Source organism: Arenimonas donghaensis DSM 18148 = HO3-R19, from assembly GCF_000743535.1.
Lineage (GTDB): Bacteria > Pseudomonadota > Gammaproteobacteria > Xanthomonadales > Xanthomonadaceae > Arenimonas > Arenimonas donghaensis.
This window is the reverse complement of record NZ_AVCJ01000043.1, coordinates 55,272-76,157: the sequence shown is the minus strand read 5'-3', so window position 1 is coordinate 76,157 and position 20,886 is coordinate 55,272. Positions and strand designations below refer to the sequence as shown.

Genomic DNA, 20,886 nt, shown 5'->3' with positions numbered 1-20,886 from the left:
GTTTAGTCCTTGGTCACGCGATTGACTTCGGCCAGGCTGGTGACGCCCTGCCTGGCCTTCCAAAGGGCAGACTTGCGGAGGTCTCGAACGCCGGCCTGTTCGGCCGCCTCGGCAATCTGGAGGGCGTTGCCGCCCTCGAGGATGATCTTCTGGATGTTCTCGGCCATGGGCATCACCTGGTAGATGCCCACGCGGCCCTTGTAGCCGTCGTTGCAGTCGTCGCAGCCGACGGGTTCGTACAGGGTGATGCCCTGGGCGATGTCTTCGGCGGTGAAGCCTTCCGCCAGCAGGGCGTTTTCCGGCAGCTGCACGGGCTGCTTGCAGTCGTGCAGGCGACGGGCCAGGCGCTGGGCGATGATGACCGTGACCGAGGACGTGATGTTGTAGGGCGCGATGCCCATGTTCATCAGGCGGCTGACGGTCTGGGGGGCGTCGTTGGTGTGCAGGGTCGAGAGCACCAGGTGGCCCGTCTGGGCCGCCTTGATGGCGATCTCGGCCGTTTCCAGGTCGCGGATTTCGCCGACCATGATCACGTCCGGATCCTGTCGCAGGAAGCTGCGCAGGGCCGCGGCGAAGGTCATGCCCTTCTTGACGTTCATCTGCACCTGGTTGATGCCCGGGACGCGGATTTCGACCGGGTCCTCGGCGGTGGAGATGTTGCGTTCCTCGGTGTTGAGGATGTTCAGGCCGGTATACAGCGACACGGTTTTACCCGAGCCGGTGGGGCCGGTGACCAGGATCATGCCGTAGGGCTTGGCCAGGGCGTCGAGGTAGATCTGCTTCTGGTCGTCTTCGTAGCCCAGCTTGTCGATGCCCAGCTTGGCGGCGCTGCCGTCGAGCAGGCGCAGCACCACCTTTTCGCCGAACAGGGTGGGGCAGGTGGAGACGCGGAAGTCCATCTGCCGGGTCTTGGAGATGTTGAGCTTGATGCGGCCGTCCTGGGGCAGGCGGCGCTCGGCGATGTCCAGCGAGGCCATGACCTTCAGGCGGGCGGTGATGCGCTGGTGCAGCTTCACCGGGGCCTTGGCGACGTTGCGCAGGATGCCGTCCATGCGCAGGCGCACCCGGAACTCGTTTTCGTAGGGTTCGAAGTGGATGTCCGACGAGCCGCGCTTGATCGCGTCGAGCAGCACCTTGTTGACGAAGCGCACCACCGGGGTGTCGTCGCTGCCCTTGGAGTCGGCCAGGTTGTCGGCGGTGTCGTCGTCGCCGCCGGTGGCCTCGAGGTTTTCCAGGCCCTCGGCGTCCTCCATGGCGTCGCCCATCGAATCCGAGGCCGTCAGGGCCTGGTCGATGGTTTTCTTGAGCCTGTCCTCGTCGACCAGGATGGGTTCGACGGTGAGGTTGGCGGCGAACTTGATCTCGTCCAGGGCCCGGGTGTTGGTGGGGTCGGAAATGCCCACGAACAGCCGGTTGCCGCGCTTGAACAGCGGCAGGGCCACATGCTTGTTGATCAGTTCTTCGCTGACGAGCTTGGTGGCGGCCTGGTTCAGGTCCAGGGCGGTGGCATCGAACAGCGGCATGCCGAACTCGACCGCGTTGGCCCCGGCGATCTGCGCCGACGTGGCCAGCTTCTTGTCCATCAGGTAGCGCGAGACCGGCTGCTTGGCCTTGGTCGCCTCGTCCAGCGCCTTGCGGGCATCGGCCTCGGCCAGGTGCCCGTCCAGCACCAGGCGCCGGGCGATGCCGGTGATACCCACCAGATTGGCAGTTGCGTTGGCGTTCACCCTTCCTCCCCGAGCCGCGCCATCGCGGCCACTCTAACCCAAAACGGCAGGCTGGCCAGCCCCCTGGGGGCCGGCTCCCGGCCGCCGGGCGTCCGTGTAAAGTACCCCAAAATCAGTCGCATCCGGGGAAATCATGAAGATCAGCGTCATCCTCCCTGCCAAGAACGAGGCCGAGGGCCTGCGCAGGACATTGCCGGCCCTGTTCCGGGTGTTGCCCGACGCCGAAGTGATCGTGGTGGATGACGGTTCCACGGACGAAACCGCCGAGGTGGCCAGGGCCGCCGGGGCAAAGGTGCTGGGCTCCCCGTATTCGATGGGCAACGGGGCGGCGATCAAGCGCGGGGCCCGGGCGGCCCAGGGGGAGACCCTGGTGTTCATGGACGCGGACGGCCAGCATGACCCCGGGGATATTCCGGGGCTGCTGGCGCGCCTGGACGAGGGCTTCGACATGGTGGTGGCGGCGCGGGACGGCAGCGGCCAGGCAAGCGTGGGCCGAAGCTTCGCCAACGGGCTGTACAACCGGCTGGCCACCTGGATGACGGGCCATGCCATCAAGGACCTGACCTCCGGCTTCCGGGCCGTGAACGCCACCAAGTTCCGGGATTTCCTGCACCTGCTGCCCAATGGGTTCAGCTACCCGACCACCTGCACCATGGCCTTCTTCCGGAGCGCCTACCCGGTGGCCTACGTGCCCGTGCAGGTGGCCAGGCGGGTGGGCCAGAACAGCCACATCCGCCCGCTGCGCGACGGCGTGCGGTTCCTGCTGATCATTTTCAAGATCGCCACGCTTTATTCACCGCTCAAGCTGTTCGCGCCGACGGCGGTGGCGTTTTTCCTGACCGGGCTGAGTTACTACGCATACACCTACATCACGATGAACCGGTTCACCAACATGAGCACGCTGCTTTTCAGTGCCGCCGTGATCATCTTCCTCATCGGGCTGGTATCGGAGCAGATCACCTCCTTGACCTACCGGCGTGAGTAGTGAGTTGAGGATGCGTCCCCGCTTGTTGGTGCTGGCGTCGACCTACCCGCGCTGGACCGGGGATCCGGAGCCCGGCTTCGTCCACGCGCTCTGCACGCGCCTGGCCGCGCAGTTCGATGTGCTGGTCTTGTGCCCGCACTCACCGGGCAGCACGCGGGAGGAAACCATGGAGGGTGTCCGGGTCGTGCGCTATCGCTATGCCCCGGACCGGCTCCAGACCCTGGTGAACGATGGGGGGATCCTGGGAAACCTGAAAAAATCGAAGTGGAAATGGCTGCTCGTGCCTGGTTTCTTGCTCAGCCAGGTATTCACTACGGCCAGGCTGGTTCGCAGCTACCGGCCGGACGTAGTCCATGCCCATTGGCTGGTTCCACAGGGACTGGCGGCGGCCTTGGCGCTTGCCGTGGCACGAAAGAGGCCCCGGTTCGTCGTGACCTCGCACGGCGCCGACTTGTTTTCCCTGGGGGCCTGGCCATTCCGGGTGCTGAAGCGATTCGTGCTGGGGCGTGCGGACCTGGCCACCGTGGTGAGCCACGCAATGCTGCCGGCGATCAAGGCGCTGGGCTCGACCTGCGACGTGGTCGTGGAGCCGATGGGAGTAGACCTGGTCGGGACGTTCTGCCCGAAACCCGACGTGCAGCGATCACCATCCCGGGCCTTGTTCGTGGGCCGCCTGGTGGAAAAAAAGGGCGTCGACCATCTGATCAGGGCCTGGCCGCATGTGCTGGAGCGCATTCCGACCGCCCGGCTCGACATCGCCGGGTTCGGCTCCTGCGAGCCCGAATTGCGCGCCCTTCGAGAAAGCCTTGGGCTGTCGGGCTCCATTGAGTTCCTGGGGCCGGTGTCCCACGAGCGGCTGCCGGATCTGTATCGATCGGCGGCGGCCCTGGTCGTTCCTTTCGTCGCGGCAAGGGACGGGGACCAGGAGGGGCTTGGGTTGGTCATGGTCGAGGCCATCGGCTGCGGATGCCCGGTGGTCGCGGGTGATGTGCCCGCGGTACGCGACGTGATCGGTGGCAACGGTGGGCAGGTCGATCCGCGCGACCCCGTGCGGCTGGCCGAGGTCATCGTCAAAGCCATGCAAGGGGGCGCGGCCGACCCCGCCGCCGTCGCACGATTCGACTGGGGTCCGCGGGCCAAGGCCTACGCCGACCTCCTGGGCGCGGCCCGCCAGGAGCCGGCCCGGTCCGGCCATGCGGCCACGGGCATGGCGTCGAGGAAGCGGAAAGCAATCAAGATCGCGCGCCTGCTGGGGCTCGAACCCGGCGCCGCGCCGCGGCGTCTGCTCGAGGTGGGTACGGGTGCCGGCGGCATCGCCCACTATTTCGGTGCGGCCGGGACCATGAACTGGGACGTGGACGCGGTGGACGTCAGCGACAACCGGATCTGCAAGGACGGCTACCGGTTCACCCTCGTCGATGGCGTTGAGCTGCCGTATCCGGACGCGAGTTTCGATGTCGTGGTTTCAAACCACGTGATCGAACACGTCGGCGATGACGACGCGCAGGCCCGGCACCTGGCTGAAATCGCGCGGGTGCTCCGACCCGACGGCACCGGCTACCTGGCCGTGCCCAATCGATGGATGTTGGTCGAGCCGCACTTCAAACTGCCGTTGCTGAGCTGGCTGCCGGGCCCGCTGGCGGATCGCTACGTCAGGTGGTCCGGAAAGGGAACGCACTACGACTGCCGCCCGGCCACCGTGCCTCGTATCGAGCGCGCATTGGCGGGGGCCGGCTTCCGGTTCACGCAATGCCATGGCCAGGCCCTGAGACTGACCTACGAAATTGAACGGCCGGCTTCGACCGTGTATCGATGGGTACTCAAGCCCATTCCCGACCAGGTCTACCGCGCCCTGCGCAGGCTGTTCCCGACCCTCATCTACGTGCTGCACAAGGCTGGCGGGCCTGCCGGGAAACCCGAATGAAAGTAGACAAATCAAAGCCAAGCCACTGGTTCCGGCTATTGCGCTTCGGATCGATGGTGTTGCTTGCCTGGCTGCTGCGCAGATCCGGTCGTCGCCAGCAGCGGCCGAAAGTCGTGCTCTACGGACACAAGCTGTCGGGGAACCTGCTCGAAATCCATCGGGCCATGGTGGCATCCAGCGACCTGGAGCCGACCTTCCTGACCATGGATCCGGACTATCACGCGCAGCTGGCTGGCGCGGGCGTGAGGAGCTGCCTGGCGGGCTCGATCGCCAGCGCCACCCTGCTGGCCGAGGCGAAGGCCGTCATCAGCGACCATGGCCTGCATGTCCTCGCATGGATGGTCGGAAGGAGCAGCCTCAAGTTCTTCGACGTCTGGCATGGCATTCCCTTCAAGGGCTTCGATGCCGATGACTTCCGCGTGCAGCATGGGTATGACGAAGTCTGGGTGGCTTCCCCGCTTCACAAGCAGTTGTACGAAACCAGGTTCGGCTTCGACCCGGACCGGGTCCGGATCACCGGGTATGCCCGCACCGATCCGCTGGTTCTGCCCCGGGCCGGTCGCATGGAGGAGCTCGAGCGGTTCGGACTCGCGGCGCTGCCGTCCACGCGGCTGGTGCTGTTCGCGCCGACGTGGAAACAGGATTCAAGCAACAGGAGCCTGTTTCCGTTTGGTCTGGAGGAGTCGGATTTCCTCGAAAAGCTGGCCGGCGAGTGCCGTGCGCACGGAGCGACGCTCCTGGTCAGGAAACACCTCAACAGCGGCAGGCATGCCACGGCGCCGCCGGACGACGTGGTCTACGTGCCGTTCGCGGAGTATCCCGATACCGAAGCCTTGTTGGCGCTGAGCGACCTGCTCATCTGCGACTGGTCGTCGATCGCCTTCGACTATCTGCTGCTCGGCCGGCCCACGATCTTCCTGGACGTCGAGCCACCGTTCCGGAAGGGCTTCTCGCTTGGGCCGGAGTATCGGTTCGGGAGGGTGGTGGGCGACATGCAGGCCATGCTGGATGCCGTTCGACGCTATCTCGCCGAACCGGCCAGCTACCGTGCCGAGGTGGGTGACAGGCCGCGGCAGGTGCTCGCGGAAGTCTATGGGGACCGTCCCGACGGGATGGCGAGCCAGCGCTGCCTTGAACGGCTGAGGCTTCACCTCTCCCGGTAACCACCCCGCGCTGGTGCATCGAGCCGGAGGCTCGTGTCGTCGAGTCCGGCGCCCTAGCGACGAAGCATTGCCCGCAGGTTCTGGAGCGCGATCCAGGCGTCGAAGAGCGACTCGCGGATCGCGCCGATTAGCGCGTTCAGCAGACGCACGGGAGTGCGGGATTCGTACTCCGAAAGCCGCTCCTTGTCCTGCTGCAGTTCGTCGAGCAGGATGCGGTAGCAGGCGATCAGTCGGGCGTTGGCGGCATCGATGTCGGTTCCTTGCTCCAATGCCACGGCCGGAAGGCCGGCGACGTGTTCATGGCGCTTGATCCAATCGGACGTGGTGTGGTTGTCGATCCAATGGATTTCCCGCGGCCAGTGTGGCCGCCCCGGATAGCGCGGAACCCAGCCCTGTGACAAGGCGAGCCGAAGGCCCGGCACGATGGGTGCGTCCTTGTAGGCGCCAGCGAAGTTGTAGCCCTTGATTCGAGGGCCGTGGCGCTTGTAAGGGATTCGCCAGCGCGGGCCATAGATGCGTTCGAGCATGAGCTCGGGGGCCATGGGGGCATGGAACTCGCGATCGCGTATCGATACCTTGCACCGGTTCTCCACGAACCAGTAGGGGAACGTCATCTTCGCGTTGAAATACGCGCCGGCTTCGACGTTGAACCGCCGGAGGATCCCGTCCGAGAACAGGGTCTGGATGAACAGGTCGCCATGGAATCTCCCGCGGTCGTCCCGGACCTTGATGATGCGTCGTTCGACTTCGCCGGGGGAGGGGCTGCCGTCCCGGAACGACGTCACCTCGCGGGTCACCGGAAACTCCAGCACCAGGCCACGGCTGGCGAATGCGTCGCGGGCGCCAAGCACCGCCTCGACACCCGTATCGATGATCTCGATGTCCCAGTCCGTGTCGTTCTCGAGCAGGTCCCGCTGGCGTACCGCCCCGAGCAAAGTGCCGCCGGAAACGACGTACTCGACGCCCAGGTCCTCGAGAATCTCGTGGACCGCACAAAGCGACTCGAACAAATCGTCGACCGGGCAGGCGACGTAACCGGCTTCCGTGGACTTCGGCGGTCTGGCCATCTGCTTGCTCGGCATCGCCTGCGGTGCTCCCTTCAAGTCGGACGAGTGGCCAGCAATGCGATGAAACGCGTGTTCGGCCAGCGATTCAGCCGATCAGGGTAGATGTCGTCCTGGCGAACGACCTGCAGGCCGCCTTTTTCGATCAGCCTGGCCTCGTGGCCCGGGGTGCGGTACTCGGAGTAGTAGTGGGTTCCCAGCTCCTGGGAAATGCCATCGACCATCACATCTTCCGCGACGCCCATCTGGTTCTTCACGACCAGCTTTCCGCCAGGTTTGAGCCAGCGTGCCACGCGCCTGTAGAGGTCCGTTGCCTCGCCCTCACTGAAGAAGTTCATCACGCCGAACAGCGCCACGACGTCGAAGGTCTCCTCGGTGTCGTAGGTCAGGAGGTCGGCGGTGACCACTTCGACGTGGTTTGCCCGGGTTATGAAGCGCGAGAACTGCGGATAGAGCTCGACGGCGACGACGCGCCGGTAGCCATCCATGATCCGGTTGAGCAGCAGGCCGGTTCCCGCGCCCAGCTCAAGCAGGCTGCCCTCGGGCTTGGCGAATTCGCGCATGTACGCCGCGTCGAATTCACTCGAATCGGGCGCCTTGTTGCGGGTGCCTTCGGCGGACTCGATGCGCTCGGCGAGTTGGTCGTAGTAGTTGCGTATGTTGTTATTTCCCACCGATATAGCTCCGGAAGTTTTCTTTCGCGTAGTGGTAGTCAGCGACGGTATCGATGTCGAATGCGCGTACTTTCAGGGCCGGGAGGGGCAGTCGGTGCAGCAGGCCTTCGAAAACGCTGCCGCGCACATCGGCGACGTCGTCACGGCGCAATCGTGCCGGGCCTGACCATTCATAGGCTCCGGGGTCTTCACGGCTGAATCCGACGATGCTGTGACCGGTGGGATCGAGGTGTGCGAATACGGCGTCCTCGGTCACAGCTTCCGAGACGCCCAGGTATTCTCCGTCGTGATCGAGGCAGGCGGCCAGGTCCTCGTGATGCACCATCAGGTCGCCGTCCCAGGCGATGACATACTCGTTGGCATGTCGTGCGCCCAGGTAGAGGCTGCATCCCGTGCCGGTGGAAAAATAGTCGTGGTTGAACACGAACACGGCATCAGGACGAACCGCGGTGACGGCGAGTATCACGTCCTTGGCCTGGAATCCGACGACGACCCTTACGTCCTCGATGCCGGAGAATCCCTGCATCTGCCACTGCACGAACGGCCGGTCCTCGAAGTTCATCAAGGCCTTGGTCGAGTTCAACCCAAGTCTCGATCCCATTCCGGCGCAGCTGAGAACCAGCGTGTTGCTTCCCCGCGAAGGCGTGGAGGCACGCAGCTGCGCCAGCAGGCGAAGCAGGGCGGATTCATCGAACACGGCATAGTCGGCCACGTCCAGGACCGACCGCGCCGGCCAGTGCACCATTCCGGTCGCGATCGAGATGTCCGCTTCGCGCATTGCCTCGGCATCATTGTTGCCGTCGCCGACGAAAACGACGGTCTCGCCCTTCGCCTTCCATTCCCGGACGACGTCTTCCTTCCTCAGGATGGAAGTGAGCTTCGCGACCCGGTCGTCGGCGATATTGGCGTCGGAGCAACGAACGCCGCAGCCAAGCCTGGCACACAAGCCTTCAATCCAGGGTCCCAGGTTGCCGGTGGCGATGATGCAGTCATCGGGGTTTTCTTGAATGAAACCGACCACTCCCTGGAAAAGCTCCATCCCGGACAGCAACCGGTTCATTTCCGAGACCGGGTACTGGCCGAGGATGCCGACACGACGGATGAAGCTTTCGATGAACGGAATGTTTCCCCGTATCGTCTCCTCGGTCAGGGCGTCGATCTGATCTTCGATGCCGAACCGCGCGGCCATGAGCGGAAGCGTTTCCTGGCGGGTTATCGTTCCATCAAGGTCGAAGATGAACTTCATCGTGGGGTGCCCGGGGTGCGGATGCTTGGGGGATTGTAGCGCCTGGCTGGCGAGCCTCTACCAGTCGCAAATCTGCTCGTAACGTTCCAGGGGATAGATGGACTGGGATCCGATCGGCACCAGCATGCCCTCGTCCCGGGCGCCTGGCTCGCCGATTTTCGATTGCATCCGTGCTACTTCCAACGGGGTTACGAACGCGCGGCGAAGCAGGCGAAGTTTCCACTTGGCGAACGGGCGGGCTGCGGTGGAATAGGCCGGGTTGGGTATCTGCCAGTCGCTGCCGTAGTAGGAAGCCAGGAACGACTCGGGTCGTGCCGGCACCAGGACGTCGATGCCACGCATCGTCGAGTCCATCGCTGGCAGGAAGTCCCCGCGCTTGCAGTCCAGGTTGGCCCGGGGATGTATCCAGACGCTGCCCTTCTCGTGCCAGACGGCATGCACGTCGAGATGGCATGCGGGTGGGTTGCCCGGCAGTCGAAGGCGGAACAGTCTTCCTTCCCGGTTGAGGGTCACGACGAAGCCGCCCCGCACGAGCCGCACGACAAGGTCCATGGCCTCGTCCCGGACCCGGCTTGCGTTGCCGGCATCGGACCAATAGCCGACGTCGAAGTCGTCATCACCGGGAATGAAGTCGGCGCCGCGCTGCTGTCCCAGCAGGGTGCCGTAAAGCAGGAACAGCGGCGTTCCAAACTCCCTGTGGAAAAAGGCGCTCGCCGCGGAATAAGTGGCGAGGAAACCCTCCTGTAGTTCCGCCAGGCCGGCCTGGCCCTGGACGAGAAACCCCTTCTTGTCGATCCGGATGTTTTCCGGATCGTCCCCGGCGCCATGCGGAACATCCACCACGGCATCAGTGCAGCCCTTGAACAGCAGGGGCCCGCCACCCGCAAGCGAGACGGTCAGCCTGGTCCTGGCAGGAAACCTGGCCAGGGCGTCCCGTTGGATCTGCACGACGAAGACGTCCAGTCCCGGAACGATGCGCACGGCCTCGGTTTCACGGATGCGGACGCCATTGAGTCGCACCTCGACCTGCCGCGTACCGCCGGGCCGCCTCAGGAACCCGTCTACCCGTAGTCCCCGATGCGAGACCGACACTTCGTAATAACCCTCCGCCATTCGTCGTGCCCCTGCAGGACGTGAGTCGGCCTGGGGTGAAACAGACACCGCGAACAACGGATCCTCGACGCGTGCGCGACCGAGCAGGTGACGATTCCTCTCCGCGGAAAACTCCCAGGACTGCCTGACCTGGAAGATCCGTCGACTTCGCGAGCGATCGCCGATCGCGATCGAGCCGTCGAGCAGTGGCATGGCAAGGCGGCGAAGGCCCAGGCGGGATAGCGCAGATCCACCCAGGTGGACGAGGCTGGCCGTTGTCACGCCCGCCTGCAGCACGAAGATCGACGCGCGTTTTAGGTTGGTCAGCAGGAGTTCGAACACCCACGGAAGCGGAATGCCTGCCCGGCTCACAGGTTCACCACCCGCTGGCAGTAGCGCAGGGACGATTCCTTGTGTGCGATGACCACGATGGTCTTCTGCCCGGATAGGGTCCGGATCGCCTCATTGACGGCTTCTTCGGTTTCGCCGTCGAGCGCGCTGGTGGCCTCGTCGAAAAAGAGTACCGGGGGGTCCCGGTAGAGCGCACGCGCGATGCCAAGGCGCTGGCGCTGGCCGCCGGACAGGCGGATGCCGCGGTCGCCTACTTCCGTGTCGTAGGCCCGCGGCAGTTCGGCGACGACGAAATCATGGATCTGCGCGGCGCGCGCTGCCCGCTCCACCGCCTGCATGTCGATCGCCGCCGTGTCCACGCCGAACGCGATGTTTTCGGCGATGCTCGCGTCGGCAAGGTAGATGTGCTGGGGAACGAAGCCGATGGCCCGCTGCCAGGCAGGGAGGTTTTCGGCGTCGATGGGCACGCCATCGACGCTCAGCGTGCCCGAGTGCGGGCGCAGCAAGCCAAGCAGGATATCCATGATCGTGCTCTTGCCGGCCCCACTGCGACCGGCGAGGCCGATGCTTTCGTTGGCAGGGACAACCAGGTTGAAGCCATCGAGGACTCGTCGCTCCGGCGCCGATGGATAGGCGTAGCTGACGTCCGAGAGGCGGATCTCGCGCTGCGGAACCAGGGGCGCGCTGGCCGGGGGCGGTGCGCTCTGCGGAAGCGCGAGGTCGCGGCGAAGCGAGTCCAGCGCGGCCGTCGAGAACTTGAGTTTGGCGGCCCCTCGATAAATGATCTGCGCGGCCGGCAGCATCCTGAAGGCTGCGAATCCATAGAGCCCAAGGGCGGGGAGTACCAGGCCAACGTCGCCCGAGCGCATCAGGAGCACCAGCGCGACAGTGATCAGCATGCTGTAGCCGATGGCTTCGACCAGGTAGAGCGGGGACTGGCTCAGGGTGTCGCTGGCGGCAAGGTGGCGTGCATAGAGGCGGGAGGCTGCATCGAACTTGCGCTGATAGGCCGGCGCCGAGTGGGAAGCTTGCACGTCCTTGATGCCACCCAAGGCTTCGGCACAGGCCTGGTGGCGGTCACCGCTGGCCTGCTGGCGTTCCACGCTGATCCGGGCGAGGCGATTTCGCACCGAAGCGTAGATGGCGCCATACAGAAGGCCGATGACGGCCACGATGCTCGCGGCCGTCAGGGGGTCGTAGTAGAAGATCAGCAGCGTCATGGCGACCACGACCGCGCCTTGCGCCACCATCTGCGACAGGGGTTTGATCAGGTTGACCAGTAGCTGATCGATCTCGGAAAGCACGTTCTTCCCGAGGATGGCCGGGTTCCGGGTCAGGAAAAACTCGTAGGGTTGGTGCAGGTAGCGCGAAAGCAGGCGGGCGCTGATCGAGTGACGCTGCAAGTGCACGAAGCGATTTATCAGGTGCAGGGTGACCGTCTTGAACGCAGAAGACAGGACGACCGTGAGAATCGAGAGCAGGCCCAGCGCAATGGCGAAGTCCCGCTCATTCTCGAAACCGAGCCACTGGTAGGCGGCCTGGAGCAGTTCGTTTTCGTGCATCACCTCCGGCCGGCTGACGACCGTGAGGAAGGGCATGATCGACAGCACGCCCAAAGTCTCCGCACCCGCCATGAGGATCACCAGTACCAGCATGAAGCTGGCCTTTCGCCGCTCCCTGGGCGTGAACAGGAACCACACCGCCTTGAGGTCAGAGATCATCCGCGGGCTTCCAGGGATTCGCGCAGCAAGCTTTCGACGTCCGCCTCGAACAGGAAGTTGCCGGCGCGTTCCGGCGTAAACATCTGGGGGAGTCGTGCCAGGACCTGTTCGGCGGTGGCGAACCTGCTGACCTTGTCGTGAAGCCGCAGCTGACCGAGGAGCGCCCCGACGCGCTGCAGGAGCGCCTGCCGTTCACCGTCCGTGCCCAATCGGGGCCCGAACTTCCGCAGCAGCGCGGGCAGGGTGAAACTGCAGGCCAGTCCATGCGGCATGCCGTGGTGCAGCGTCAAGGGATAGGAAATGGAGTGCGCAAGCGCGGTGCGGGTCGTGCTTATCGCCTGGCCGGCGAGATAGCTTGCCTGCTGCATTCCGGCGCGGGCAGGCAGATCGCCGCCGTCGGCGAGCACGCGCGGAAGGTTGTCGACCGACAGCCGAAGCGCCTGCAGGGCCAGGGCCTCGCTCATCGGCGTGGCATGCACGTTCCACAGCGACTCCAGTGCATGCGAAACCGTGTCCAGTGCCGGAAAGAGGGTGTGGTCCTCGCCCAGGTCCAGGGTCAGTTCCGGGTCAAGGATCGCGGCGTGCGGGTAAACGGACTCACCGCTTACCGAATACTTTCGGTGGGTGCGTGGGTCCCAGACCGTCGCGAAGGGGGTCGCCTCGGAGCCGGTACCCGCGGTTGTCGGCACCGCCACCATGGGGATGTGCCGGTTCCAACGCGCCGTCGCGCCCTCACGAAAGGTCCTGTGCAAGGGCCTTGGCTCCGGTGAACCGAGAATGGCGGCAAGCACCTTGCCCGCGTCGATCGCACTGCCGCCACCCAGCGCCACAACCGCGCAGGGCGCCAGCGAGGCGTGCCCGTGCGCCATGGCGTCGAGGTCGTCGAGCTCCGGATTCGGCGTGATCGAATCACTCACGACGACTTGCCGGCCGGCGGCATGGCCGAGGAGCTCGAGAACGCGTCCCGTCACGCCGCGACGGGTGAATCCCGGTGTCGTCACCAGCAGGATCGAACCACTTTCGGGCAGCAATCGCGGCAATTGAGCCAGCGTGCCCGCGCCGGCAACCACCCGGACCGGGTTGAAATGCTCCCAGTGGCCTTGCGCCGGCTTCATCGCGCGAACCGCATGAAGGCCAGCTTGTTTTCCTCGGGCGAGCTCGTCGGTCGCCCCAGGTCGGCACGGGATCCCACTGAGATGTCGATTTCCAACAATGCCGGCCCTGGCGCCGAGGCAAGCCGTTGCCATGCCGCTTCGATCCCGGCTTCGTCGCCGGCACGCTCGTAGGCCGCGTAGCCGCACGCGAGCGAAATCGCACGGAAGTCCATGCCGCCGGCGACGGTGGGCTGTCCGCCGACGGATTCGTGCGCGGCGTTGTTGAGCAGTACGTGCAGGAGGTTGCCCGGCTTGAGGTCACCGATGATCGCCATGGCCCCAAGGTGCATGAGGGCGGAGCCATCGCCGTCCAGGCAGACGACCTGGCGTTCGGGATTTCCCAAGGCTACGCCGAGTGCGATCGAGGACGTGTGCCCCATCCCTCCCACGGTCAGGAAGTCGCGCTGGGCAGTCCCGGCTTCGACACGCAGTTCAAAGACCTCCCGCGACGTCTTGCCGGTGGTCGACACGACGAGGGCGTCGCCTGCCAGGGCGAGGAGCTGGCGCAGCGCCTGCTCGCGCCCCAGGTGGGCCTTGCGGTCGGGCTTGCGCGATGACCTGTAGTCGGCGAAGGCGTCCTTCCGGACCAGGAGCGCCACCGGCGCGTTGCTGGCGTCCAGGGCCGAGAACGCCTGGTCGAGCACCGCGTCGATGTCGCTGTCCGCTTCCAGTATCCAATGCGGGATCTCCAGCAGCTCCAGCTGCGACGGGGTGACCCGGCCCTGCATGACGTGCTGGGGTTCATCCGGCACGCCTGGTTCACCGCGCCAGCCAACGACCAGGAGCATCGGCACGCGGTAGACCTGCGCGTGCGCCAGCGATGTCAGCGGATTGACGGAATTGCCGAGACCCGAATTCTGCATGTAGACCAGGGCACGCTTGCCGGTGGCCAGGTGATGGCCCAAGGCGATCGCAACGGCATTTCCCTCGTTCGCGGCGATGACGTGCTGGCCCTGGGCGGACGCATCCTCCACGCACGCGCAGAAGTTCTTGAGCAGTGAATCAGGGACGCCGGTGAACAAACTGATTCCCCGGGATACCAGCCGTGCATGGAAGTCACCTGGGGAAATCATCATTTGGTCCCTGGAATAAGGTCCAGAATGTCCTTGATCGGCAGCATGCGCGCATCGCATTCGGCCGAACGCCCGTGGGTCAGGATTGATTTTGCCGTATCGAGCATCGCCGGATAGGCGCTGCGCAACAGCTGGTTGGCGTAGATGACGATGTTGACACCTTCGGCCGCGAGCTCGTCCTCGGTGACGGTGTTGTAGCTGGAGGGAACCGCGACCAGGGTCTTGCGATTGGGGATATCGCGATAGCGACGGCAGAACTCGAAGATCTCGTCAGGCGTCTTCCTGCGGCTGTGGATCATGATGCCGTCGGCGCCCGCCTCGAGGTAGGCGCTCGCGCGTTCAACCGCATCTTCCATGCCCTTGTCCAGGATCAGGCTCTCGATCCGGGCGATGATCATGAAGTCGTTGGTGGCCTGGGCCTTCTTGCCGGCCCGGATCTTGTTGCAGAAGTTCTCGATCGATTCCTGGGTCTGGGGGACGTCGGTTCCGAACAGGGAGTTCTTCTTCAGGCCGGTCTTGTCTTCGATGATGGCCGCGGAAACGCCCAGGCGCTCGAGCGTCTTGACGGTGTAGACGAAGTGCTCCGTCTGTCCGCCCGTGTCCGCGTCGAAGATGATCGGCTTCGTCGTGACTTCCAGGGTTTCGTTGATGGTGGTGATTCGCGCCGAAATGTCGACGGCCTCGATGTCGGGTTTTCCCTTCGACGTGGAGTCGGTGAGGCTCGACCCCCACATGCCGTCGAATTCGCGCCGGCCGTTCGGCGTTTCGATGCTGGTGTTCTCGATGATCAGCGCGCTGAGCGCATTGTGGATATCAATGAAGCGCAGTACTGGCTTCACGGCCAGCATCCGCTTGAGCGATTTGAGGCGGATGCTCGGGGTCGTGCCGATTTCCTTGATCGCGGCATGCAGGGCCGTGGACGAGATGTCCTTGGTGTAGGGAACCTCGATCAGCTTGCCGCCCCATTCGGCGAGTTTGTCGATCACCCGTTGCCGGGTCTGCTGCTGCACGCCCGTGCGCCAGTCGTCGCCGTGCACGACGAAGTCGGGCCGAAGCATTTCCAGGTTGGGCACGTAGTCCAGGGTGCTCTGGGGCACCACGCGCGACACCGGCTTGAGATTCTCGATGACCTGTCGGCGCTGGTCGAACTCCATCAGCGGTACGCGCTTGTAGCTGGCAATCGCTTCGTCCGTCAGCAGGCCGACGATCACTTCACCGTGCTTGCTGGCCTCGTTGAGAATGTTCAAGTGGCCGGGGTGGACCAGGTCGGCGCTCATGCCCACGTAAACCGTCTTCATTTTTTTCCGCTTCCACGTCGGGATGCCGCCACCGGTGCGGGGCAGCACAGTTCAGTGCCACGATTCGCGGCACTTCCGACAGTATGTTTGAGCCGTCCAGGGTTCGCCAGCCCGGGGCTCGCCCACGGAAAAGGCTGGCCCGACGCCAGCGCTCGCGATCGCAGGACCCCGGTCTTCCCGGGAGAACTGGCTCAGCGGCAAACCGCGGGCATGTACTTGGTGGGGATGCCGCCGCAGTTCCAGGCGAGGCTGCCGCCGTTGGTGCTCAGCTGCATGACCAGGGTCTGGCCGGTGATCTTCGCGCTGGCATCGTTGCCGAACAGCATCGAAATCGTACCGGTATTGTCGAGCGTGACCGAGGTGACGTAAGTGCCATTGATCGACGCCGGCTGCGACAGTCCGGCGGTCGCGTTGTCGGCCGGTGGAACCCCGTACTCTGAATAGTATTCGGTGACGGCGATTTGTGCGCCGCGCGACAGGCTCATGGCTTCCGAGACCTGGGAACGGGTCAGGTAATCCTGGTAGGCCGGCAAGGCAATGGCGGCAAGGATGGCGATGATGGCCACCACGATCATCAGTTCTATCAAGGTAAAGCCAGCGTTTCGCTTCATGAGATTGCCCCTGTTCCTGAATCTCCGGCGGTTGCCGGGCCCCTACTGGCGCGGACCCTCCTCCCGGGTCGCCGCGTCCAGCTGTTCGGCCAGTAGCCGAACCTTTTCCCGCGTGGCGGGGGGCAGTTCCTGCGCCCCGGCCGCGTCCAACAACATCAAAATCTCTCCCTTATTTGCATGCAAGTTTGATGCCATCAGGAACTGCGCCAGCGCGATATCGACCTCGTATTCGTTCTTCCGGCGGGATCGTCGCTCCCTCAGGGCGTTTATCGCCTCGTCCCGCGCGCCCGGCCCGTTCCAGAGGAAGTTGGCGCGGATGATCCCTACCTCTGTGAAATACGGGTTGCCGGCGTCCAGCCGGTCAAGCAGGTCGAGCAGGTAGGCATCCGGTATGTGGCAGCGGCCCGTCAGGCGGCAGGCCACCACGTTGTGAAGGGCGCTGATGTCATCCGGCCGGGGGCGGGCAGCCAGGAGCTTGCTGGCGAAGGGTTCCCAGATTGCCCGGGGGACCGGCGTCCCCTGGGTCGAATCCATGACCACCAGGGCCTGGTCGGGCAGGGCCGACGCCTGCGGCAGGCGCGCGGCATGTTCGAACTGCCTGCGGGCCAGGGCCCACTGCGGGCTCCGCGTGTCGCCCCTGGCCAGGGCATGCAGTTCGACCCCCAGCGCGTAATTGGCGCGCGGGGAATCGGCGTTCCTGCCGGCCAGGGCCGTGTGGAGCCGGAAGGGGTCCGACCAGGTGCTGGCCTGTAGAAAACACAGGCCGGCCAGCAGCAGCACCGGCAGGCTCATGGCGGTGAAGGCGGCATCGCCGTGCAGGCGCGCCGTCGCCTTCCGCGAAAGCTCGACCAAGGCGAGCAGGGGGCCGAGCAAGGCCAGGTAGTTGCGGTGCTCGAACGCCAGCTCCAGGGGGATGACGTTGCTGGTCAGGGCGTGGCAGGCGAAGAACCAGAAAATGCCCAGGGCGGTCAGGGGCCAGCGGCGGTGGATCGCCAGGGCCAGCCCGAGCAAGGCCACCAGGGTGGCCAGGGCGCCTGCCGTGCGGGGCGGGGAAAACAAACCCGCGGGCACCTGCAGGTGGTCGTAGTAGAACAGCATGCTGTCCGGCGACGGGATCAGGATCTGGCCCAGGTACATGACCAGGATCGGGCCCTGGGAAAGCAGTCGCTGGCCGGCGCTGTAGCCGCGGGCCTCGTAGGCCGACGAACCGACGGCATCGGGCAGCACGACGATGAAGTAGGCCAACAGGGCCGCGGCCAGCCAGACCGCATGCAGGCCGAAGATCGGCCGGCTCAGGCGCCCGCCCGGTCCCCGGAACCGCAGCACGAAGGCCTCCAGCAGCAGCAGCAGCCCCGGCGCCACCAGGGCGGATTCCTTGAATCCCAGGCCGCCCAGCAAGCCGGCCGCCGCCAGGGCGAAGTAGCCGGTGGCCGGCCGGCCCGCCAGTTGCCGGCTGCGCGCGGCCAGGTAGGTCGCCAGGCAAACCAGCAGTCCGGTCGCTGCACCGATTTCCATGCGCTGGACGGTGTAGAGCACCGTCGACACCTGCAGCGGATGGACCAGCCAGGCCGCGGCGACCAGGCCGGCCGCCAGGGTGACCCGGGGGGGCGCCCTGTCCTTGGCCTGGCATTCGCCGGGCGCGAGCACGAGCAGCTGGCGGCAAAGGACGAAGACCAGCGATGCATTCACGAGATGCATCAGCAGGTTGGTCAGCTTCAGGGAGTAGATGTGCTCCCCGGTGAGCGCGTGGTTGATCGCGAAGCTCAGCATGGCCAGCGGCCGGCCGACGGCGCCCGAGATATCGCTGGTCATCGCCGCCCAGAGCGCAGCGGGCGCCAGTGAGTCGACTTTCCAGGTGCGGGACTGGGCCAGGTTCGGCAGGTCGTCGAAAAGGTAGCCGCCCGACAGTCCCGGCCAGAAGGCCGCGCCCCCCAGGGCCGCCAGGGCCAGCAGCGTCAGCAAACCAAGCGGCCAGGGCGCCCGGGGCCGCCTACTGGCCGGATGCATCGGGTCAGTCGGCCTGTTCACGCGCGTCCTGTCCACCCGGGATATCCCGGGCGATCAATGTTTCGAGTCGATCCAGTTCCCGCGTCCAGTAGCCCTGGTGGTCCAGGACCGCCCGGTGGAGCCTTGGCATGCCCGGCTTCTCGACGAAGCCGTCCCGCCCGGCGGTTCGATAGTCCCGAAGGAAGGAGAGGGCGAAGCCCGCCCCGCAATGACTCGCGAGCAAGGCGGTGTCGCCATAGGCGGAGCTGTCGCGTGGTTGCGACCGCAGCGCGTCACTGAAATGTTGGCGTGCCCGGGGGCAATCGCCCTGGCCGACCGCGACCAGGCCCTGGATGCGCTCGCGTCGCGCCAAGGCGCGGGGTGTCCGGGAGCCATGTTCCAGCGCCGCGTCCACCAGCGCAAAAAGTGCCGGCTTGTCCAGGCCGGGGCAGCTCGCGGCCTCCGCCAGCAGCCGGTCCCGCAGCCAATCATGGTTCATGTCCACGCGCAGGCCGGTCCTCGCCAATGCCCGGGCCGCCTGCTCCAGCGTCCCGGGCCGGGTGCCGCCGGCGGCGCATTCGACGTTCACCAGGTTCAGGGCGAGCATCGGGTTGTGGGGGAATTGCTCCAGCGTGCGGACCAGGCGCGCGTGGGCCGCGGCGAGGTTGCCCGCCCGCAGTTCGTGCTGCGCCGCCCAGGTCTGGGCCCGCGGAGAATCCGGCAGCGTCAGTCCCCAGACTGCGGCCTGGCGCGGGGTATCGGCCCAGAGCATGGCGCGCTGCTGGGTGAGTGCGCCCAGGACCAGCAGGTAGGCGCCCAGTCCGAAGACCACCGCCTTGCCATGGCCGGTCCTGGACAAGGGCGAAAGGGCCGACATGGCCAGCGCCCAAGCCAGCAGCATGGCCGGCAGGTAATTGCGGTGCTCGAAATACAGCTCCAGCGGCAATACCGTGCTTTCCATCAGATGGCCCGCCAGGTAGAAGGCAAGCGCCGCGGCCAGGGCGGGCTGTCGATGGCGCAGCAGGAAAGGCGCCACCAGCAGGGCCAGGATGCCGAGGGCCGCGGGCAGGGTGGACGCTGGCGTCAGCCAGCCTGTCGATGCCTGGAATCCGTCGGCGAAGATGCCCGTGCTGTTGACCCGCGGGACAAGCAGGGTCCACAGGTAATCGGCCAGGGCGCGCGGCTGGCTCATCAGGCGCTCGGCCAGGGTCCAGGAGCGCCCGGGCGGCTCCGCCTCGATTTGCGCCAGCAGCGCCGCCACCAGCAGCAGGCTCGGTACCCCCAGCAGCAGCCAGGTCGCAAGGCGCTCGGCCCGGCCGACGCCGTGGCGAGGCATGACGACAAACCACTGGATCGCCAGGACCAGTACCGGGAGCAACATGCCGTTGGCCTTGCTCAGGGCCGCCAGGACCCCGCAGGCGGGCATCACGCAGGCCGCCCAGAGCCAGCCCTGGCCGGCCCGGCCTTCGCGGAAGGCCGCCACCGCCGACAGCCAGGCCAGCAGGCCCAGCAGCACGAAGGTCGATGCCAGCATGGCGTGCCGCTGCACCACGTAACCGACGGTGGAAACCCAGAGCGGATGCAGGCACCAGAGGGCCGCGCCCCACAGCGCGGCGTTGAACGCCGTCCGGTTGTCCAGGTCGAGTGCGCGCCCCAGGCGCCGCAGCAGGGCCAGCAGCAGCAAGCCATTGATGGCGTGGAGAATGATGTTGGTACGCAGGAAGGGCCGGGCCGCGGCGGGCCAGTCCCGTGAATCGAGCAGGAAGCTCGCCATCGCCACCGGGCGGCCCAACGGGTCGGCGATGCCTGCCGTCAGGTAACGCGCCAGCGCGTCGAAATCCTTGATCGGCCCGTACTCGCCGAGCGCGGGCAGGTTGGCGAAGTCGTCGAACAGGAAACCGGCGGAAAGCAGGGGCCAGAAGCACAGGGCCACCGTGGCCACGAACGCGGCAATCCAGGCGAATCGGGTCAGGACGGTCTTGGGCACCACGCGATCTTATCGGGTCCGGGAAAAGAAAAGCCCCGGCGAACCGGGGCTTTGCTTGTGTTGCAACCGTTTTGCTACGGCCAAATTACGGGCGGCAGCTGGACGGCAGGTACTTCGCGGCAACGGTGCTGTTCTCGCAGGTCCACGAGATCGAGCCACCCTGGTCAACCGGCGACAGGATGAAGTCGTCCGCGTTGATCTTGGCGCTGGCGCCCGCCTTGAAGCCGGCGGTGATGATGCCCGCATCGACGGCCACGTCGTTGACGTAGGTGCCGTTGATGGAGGCGGCGGCGGCCAGGCCGGCGGCGTCGTTGTCGATGCCAGTCCAGGTGCCGGTGTTGGCATATTCCTCGGCAACCGCGGTGCGGGCGCCGGAGGTCAGGCTCATGGCCTCGGAGACCTGCGAGCGGGCCAGGTAGTCCTGGTAAGCCGGCAGGGCGATGGCGGCGAGGATCGCGATGATCGCGACCACGATCATCAGTTCGATCAGGGTGAAGCCTTTCTGGATGTTCTTCATGGGTGAATCCCCTAGGTGGATTGTGATTGTCACGTGCTGGAACGGAATTCCCGTCCTTGGGTGGCCGTGCCGGAGCACGTGCTTTTTCTTAGATGCATCAACTGTGCCAGTCCCGGAGGACCCTCACAGGCCAAGATGTTAGGCACAGGGAAGAACGCAGCGCCAGCCTTTGAGGGGACATTCACATTAAAACTGTGACCGTGGTCAAAAGCTGACGCAAAGCGTCACTTTTTGCCCCGCCCCGTGTTATCGGACTCAAACAGGGCCATTCCAAAACCTTCGGCTAAGCTAGCGGCCGCCGGAGATTGGAGAA

General features: G+C 65.5%; 16 protein-coding genes. 3 read left to right on the top strand and 13 right to left on the bottom strand.

All coding sequences use genetic code 11. The annotated features are described in order from the left end of the window. Positions 1-2 precede the first annotated feature (2 nt). Entirely contained in the window at positions 3-1,727 is a 1,725-nt protein-coding gene (pilB, locus tag N788_RS11195) for a type IV-A pilus assembly ATPase PilB (protein ID WP_034225097.1), read from the bottom strand. A 133-nt stretch (positions 1,728-1,860) separates the two neighbouring features. Between pilB and N788_RS11190 the strand changes: the two genes are divergently transcribed. From N788_RS11190 to N788_RS11180, 3 genes are read left to right on the top strand one after another with little or no spacing between them, the layout of a single operon-like run. Further along, positions 1,861-2,712 carry a glycosyltransferase family 2 protein gene (locus N788_RS11190; RefSeq protein WP_034225095.1) on the top strand — a complete coding sequence of 284 codons (852 nt, stop codon included), beginning with the start codon at positions 1,861-1,863 and terminating at the stop codon, positions 2,710-2,712. A 10-nt stretch (positions 2,713-2,722) separates the two neighbouring features. Next, complete coding sequence (locus N788_RS15100) at positions 2,723-4,636, top strand: glycosyltransferase (RefSeq protein ID WP_244444126.1); 1,914 nt, start codon at positions 2,723-2,725, stop codon at positions 4,634-4,636. Further along, positions 4,633-5,799, top strand: a complete 1,167-nt coding sequence (locus N788_RS11180) for a CDP-glycerol glycerophosphotransferase family protein (RefSeq protein ID WP_034225093.1) — start codon at positions 4,633-4,635, stop codon at positions 5,797-5,799. Before N788_RS15100 ends, N788_RS11180 begins: the two co-directional genes overlap by 4 nt. Before the next feature lie 53 nt (positions 5,800-5,852). Here N788_RS11180 and N788_RS11175 read toward each other — a convergent pair whose 3' ends face one another. From N788_RS11175 to N788_RS11115, 12 genes are all read right to left on the bottom strand, one after another. Beyond that, a complete protein-coding gene (locus tag N788_RS11175) occupies positions 5,853-6,881 on the bottom strand; it encodes a hypothetical protein (protein ID WP_034225091.1) in 1,029 nt (342 codons plus the stop codon). Between the two features lie 17 nt (positions 6,882-6,898). After that, complete coding sequence (locus N788_RS11170; RefSeq protein WP_051924598.1) at positions 6,899-7,537, bottom strand: class I SAM-dependent methyltransferase; 639 nt, start codon at positions 7,535-7,537, stop codon at positions 6,899-6,901. Then, positions 7,527-8,783, bottom strand: coding sequence for an HAD-IB family phosphatase (locus N788_RS14045; protein WP_051924597.1), 1,257 nt, complete (start codon positions 8,781-8,783; stop codon positions 7,527-7,529). Before N788_RS14045 ends, N788_RS11170 begins: the two co-directional genes overlap by 11 nt. A 57-nt stretch (positions 8,784-8,840) precedes the next feature. Then, positions 8,841-10,217 (bottom strand): hypothetical protein, encoded by a 1,377-nt coding sequence (locus tag N788_RS11155; RefSeq protein ID WP_152560467.1) that lies wholly within the window; start codon positions 10,215-10,217, stop codon positions 8,841-8,843. 26 nt (positions 10,218-10,243) lie between these two features. Next, complete coding sequence (locus N788_RS11150; protein ID WP_034225088.1) at positions 10,244-11,947, bottom strand: ABC transporter ATP-binding protein; 1,704 nt, start codon at positions 11,945-11,947, stop codon at positions 10,244-10,246. Beyond that, a complete protein-coding gene (locus tag N788_RS11145) occupies positions 11,944-13,062 on the bottom strand; it encodes a phosphonoacetaldehyde reductase (RefSeq protein WP_034225086.1) in 1,119 nt (372 codons plus the stop codon). The genes N788_RS11150 and N788_RS11145 overlap by 4 nt, the downstream gene beginning before the upstream one ends. Further along, the gene (gene aepY / locus N788_RS11140; RefSeq protein WP_034225231.1) at positions 13,059-14,174 is read right to left on the bottom strand and encodes a phosphonopyruvate decarboxylase; all 1,116 of its coding nucleotides are present in this window, start codon (positions 14,172-14,174) and stop codon (positions 13,059-13,061) included. Before aepY ends, N788_RS11145 begins: the two co-directional genes overlap by 4 nt. Then, on the bottom strand, positions 14,174-15,472 hold the full coding sequence (aepX, locus tag N788_RS11135) for a phosphoenolpyruvate mutase (protein ID WP_034225084.1): 1,299 nt from the start codon (positions 15,470-15,472) through the stop codon (positions 14,174-14,176). The genes aepY and aepX overlap by 1 nt, the downstream gene beginning before the upstream one ends. Positions 15,473-15,663: 191 nt before the next feature. Then, on the bottom strand, positions 15,664-16,083 hold the full coding sequence (locus tag N788_RS11130; protein ID WP_034225082.1) for a pilin: 420 nt from the start codon (positions 16,081-16,083) through the stop codon (positions 15,664-15,666). Positions 16,084-16,125: 42 nt separating this feature from the next. Then, positions 16,126-18,111 carry a hypothetical protein gene (locus N788_RS11125; RefSeq protein ID WP_152560466.1) on the bottom strand — a complete coding sequence of 662 codons (1,986 nt, stop codon included), beginning with the start codon at positions 18,109-18,111 and terminating at the stop codon, positions 16,126-16,128. Further along, positions 18,095-20,056, bottom strand: coding sequence for a tetratricopeptide repeat protein (locus N788_RS11120; protein ID WP_152560465.1), 1,962 nt, complete (start codon positions 20,054-20,056; stop codon positions 18,095-18,097). The genes N788_RS11125 and N788_RS11120 overlap by 17 nt, the downstream gene beginning before the upstream one ends. 85 nt (positions 20,057-20,141) lie before the next feature. After that, positions 20,142-20,573 (bottom strand): pilin, encoded by a 432-nt coding sequence (locus tag N788_RS11115; RefSeq protein WP_034225078.1) that lies wholly within the window; start codon positions 20,571-20,573, stop codon positions 20,142-20,144. Between the last annotated feature and the right edge of the window lie 313 nt (positions 20,574-20,886).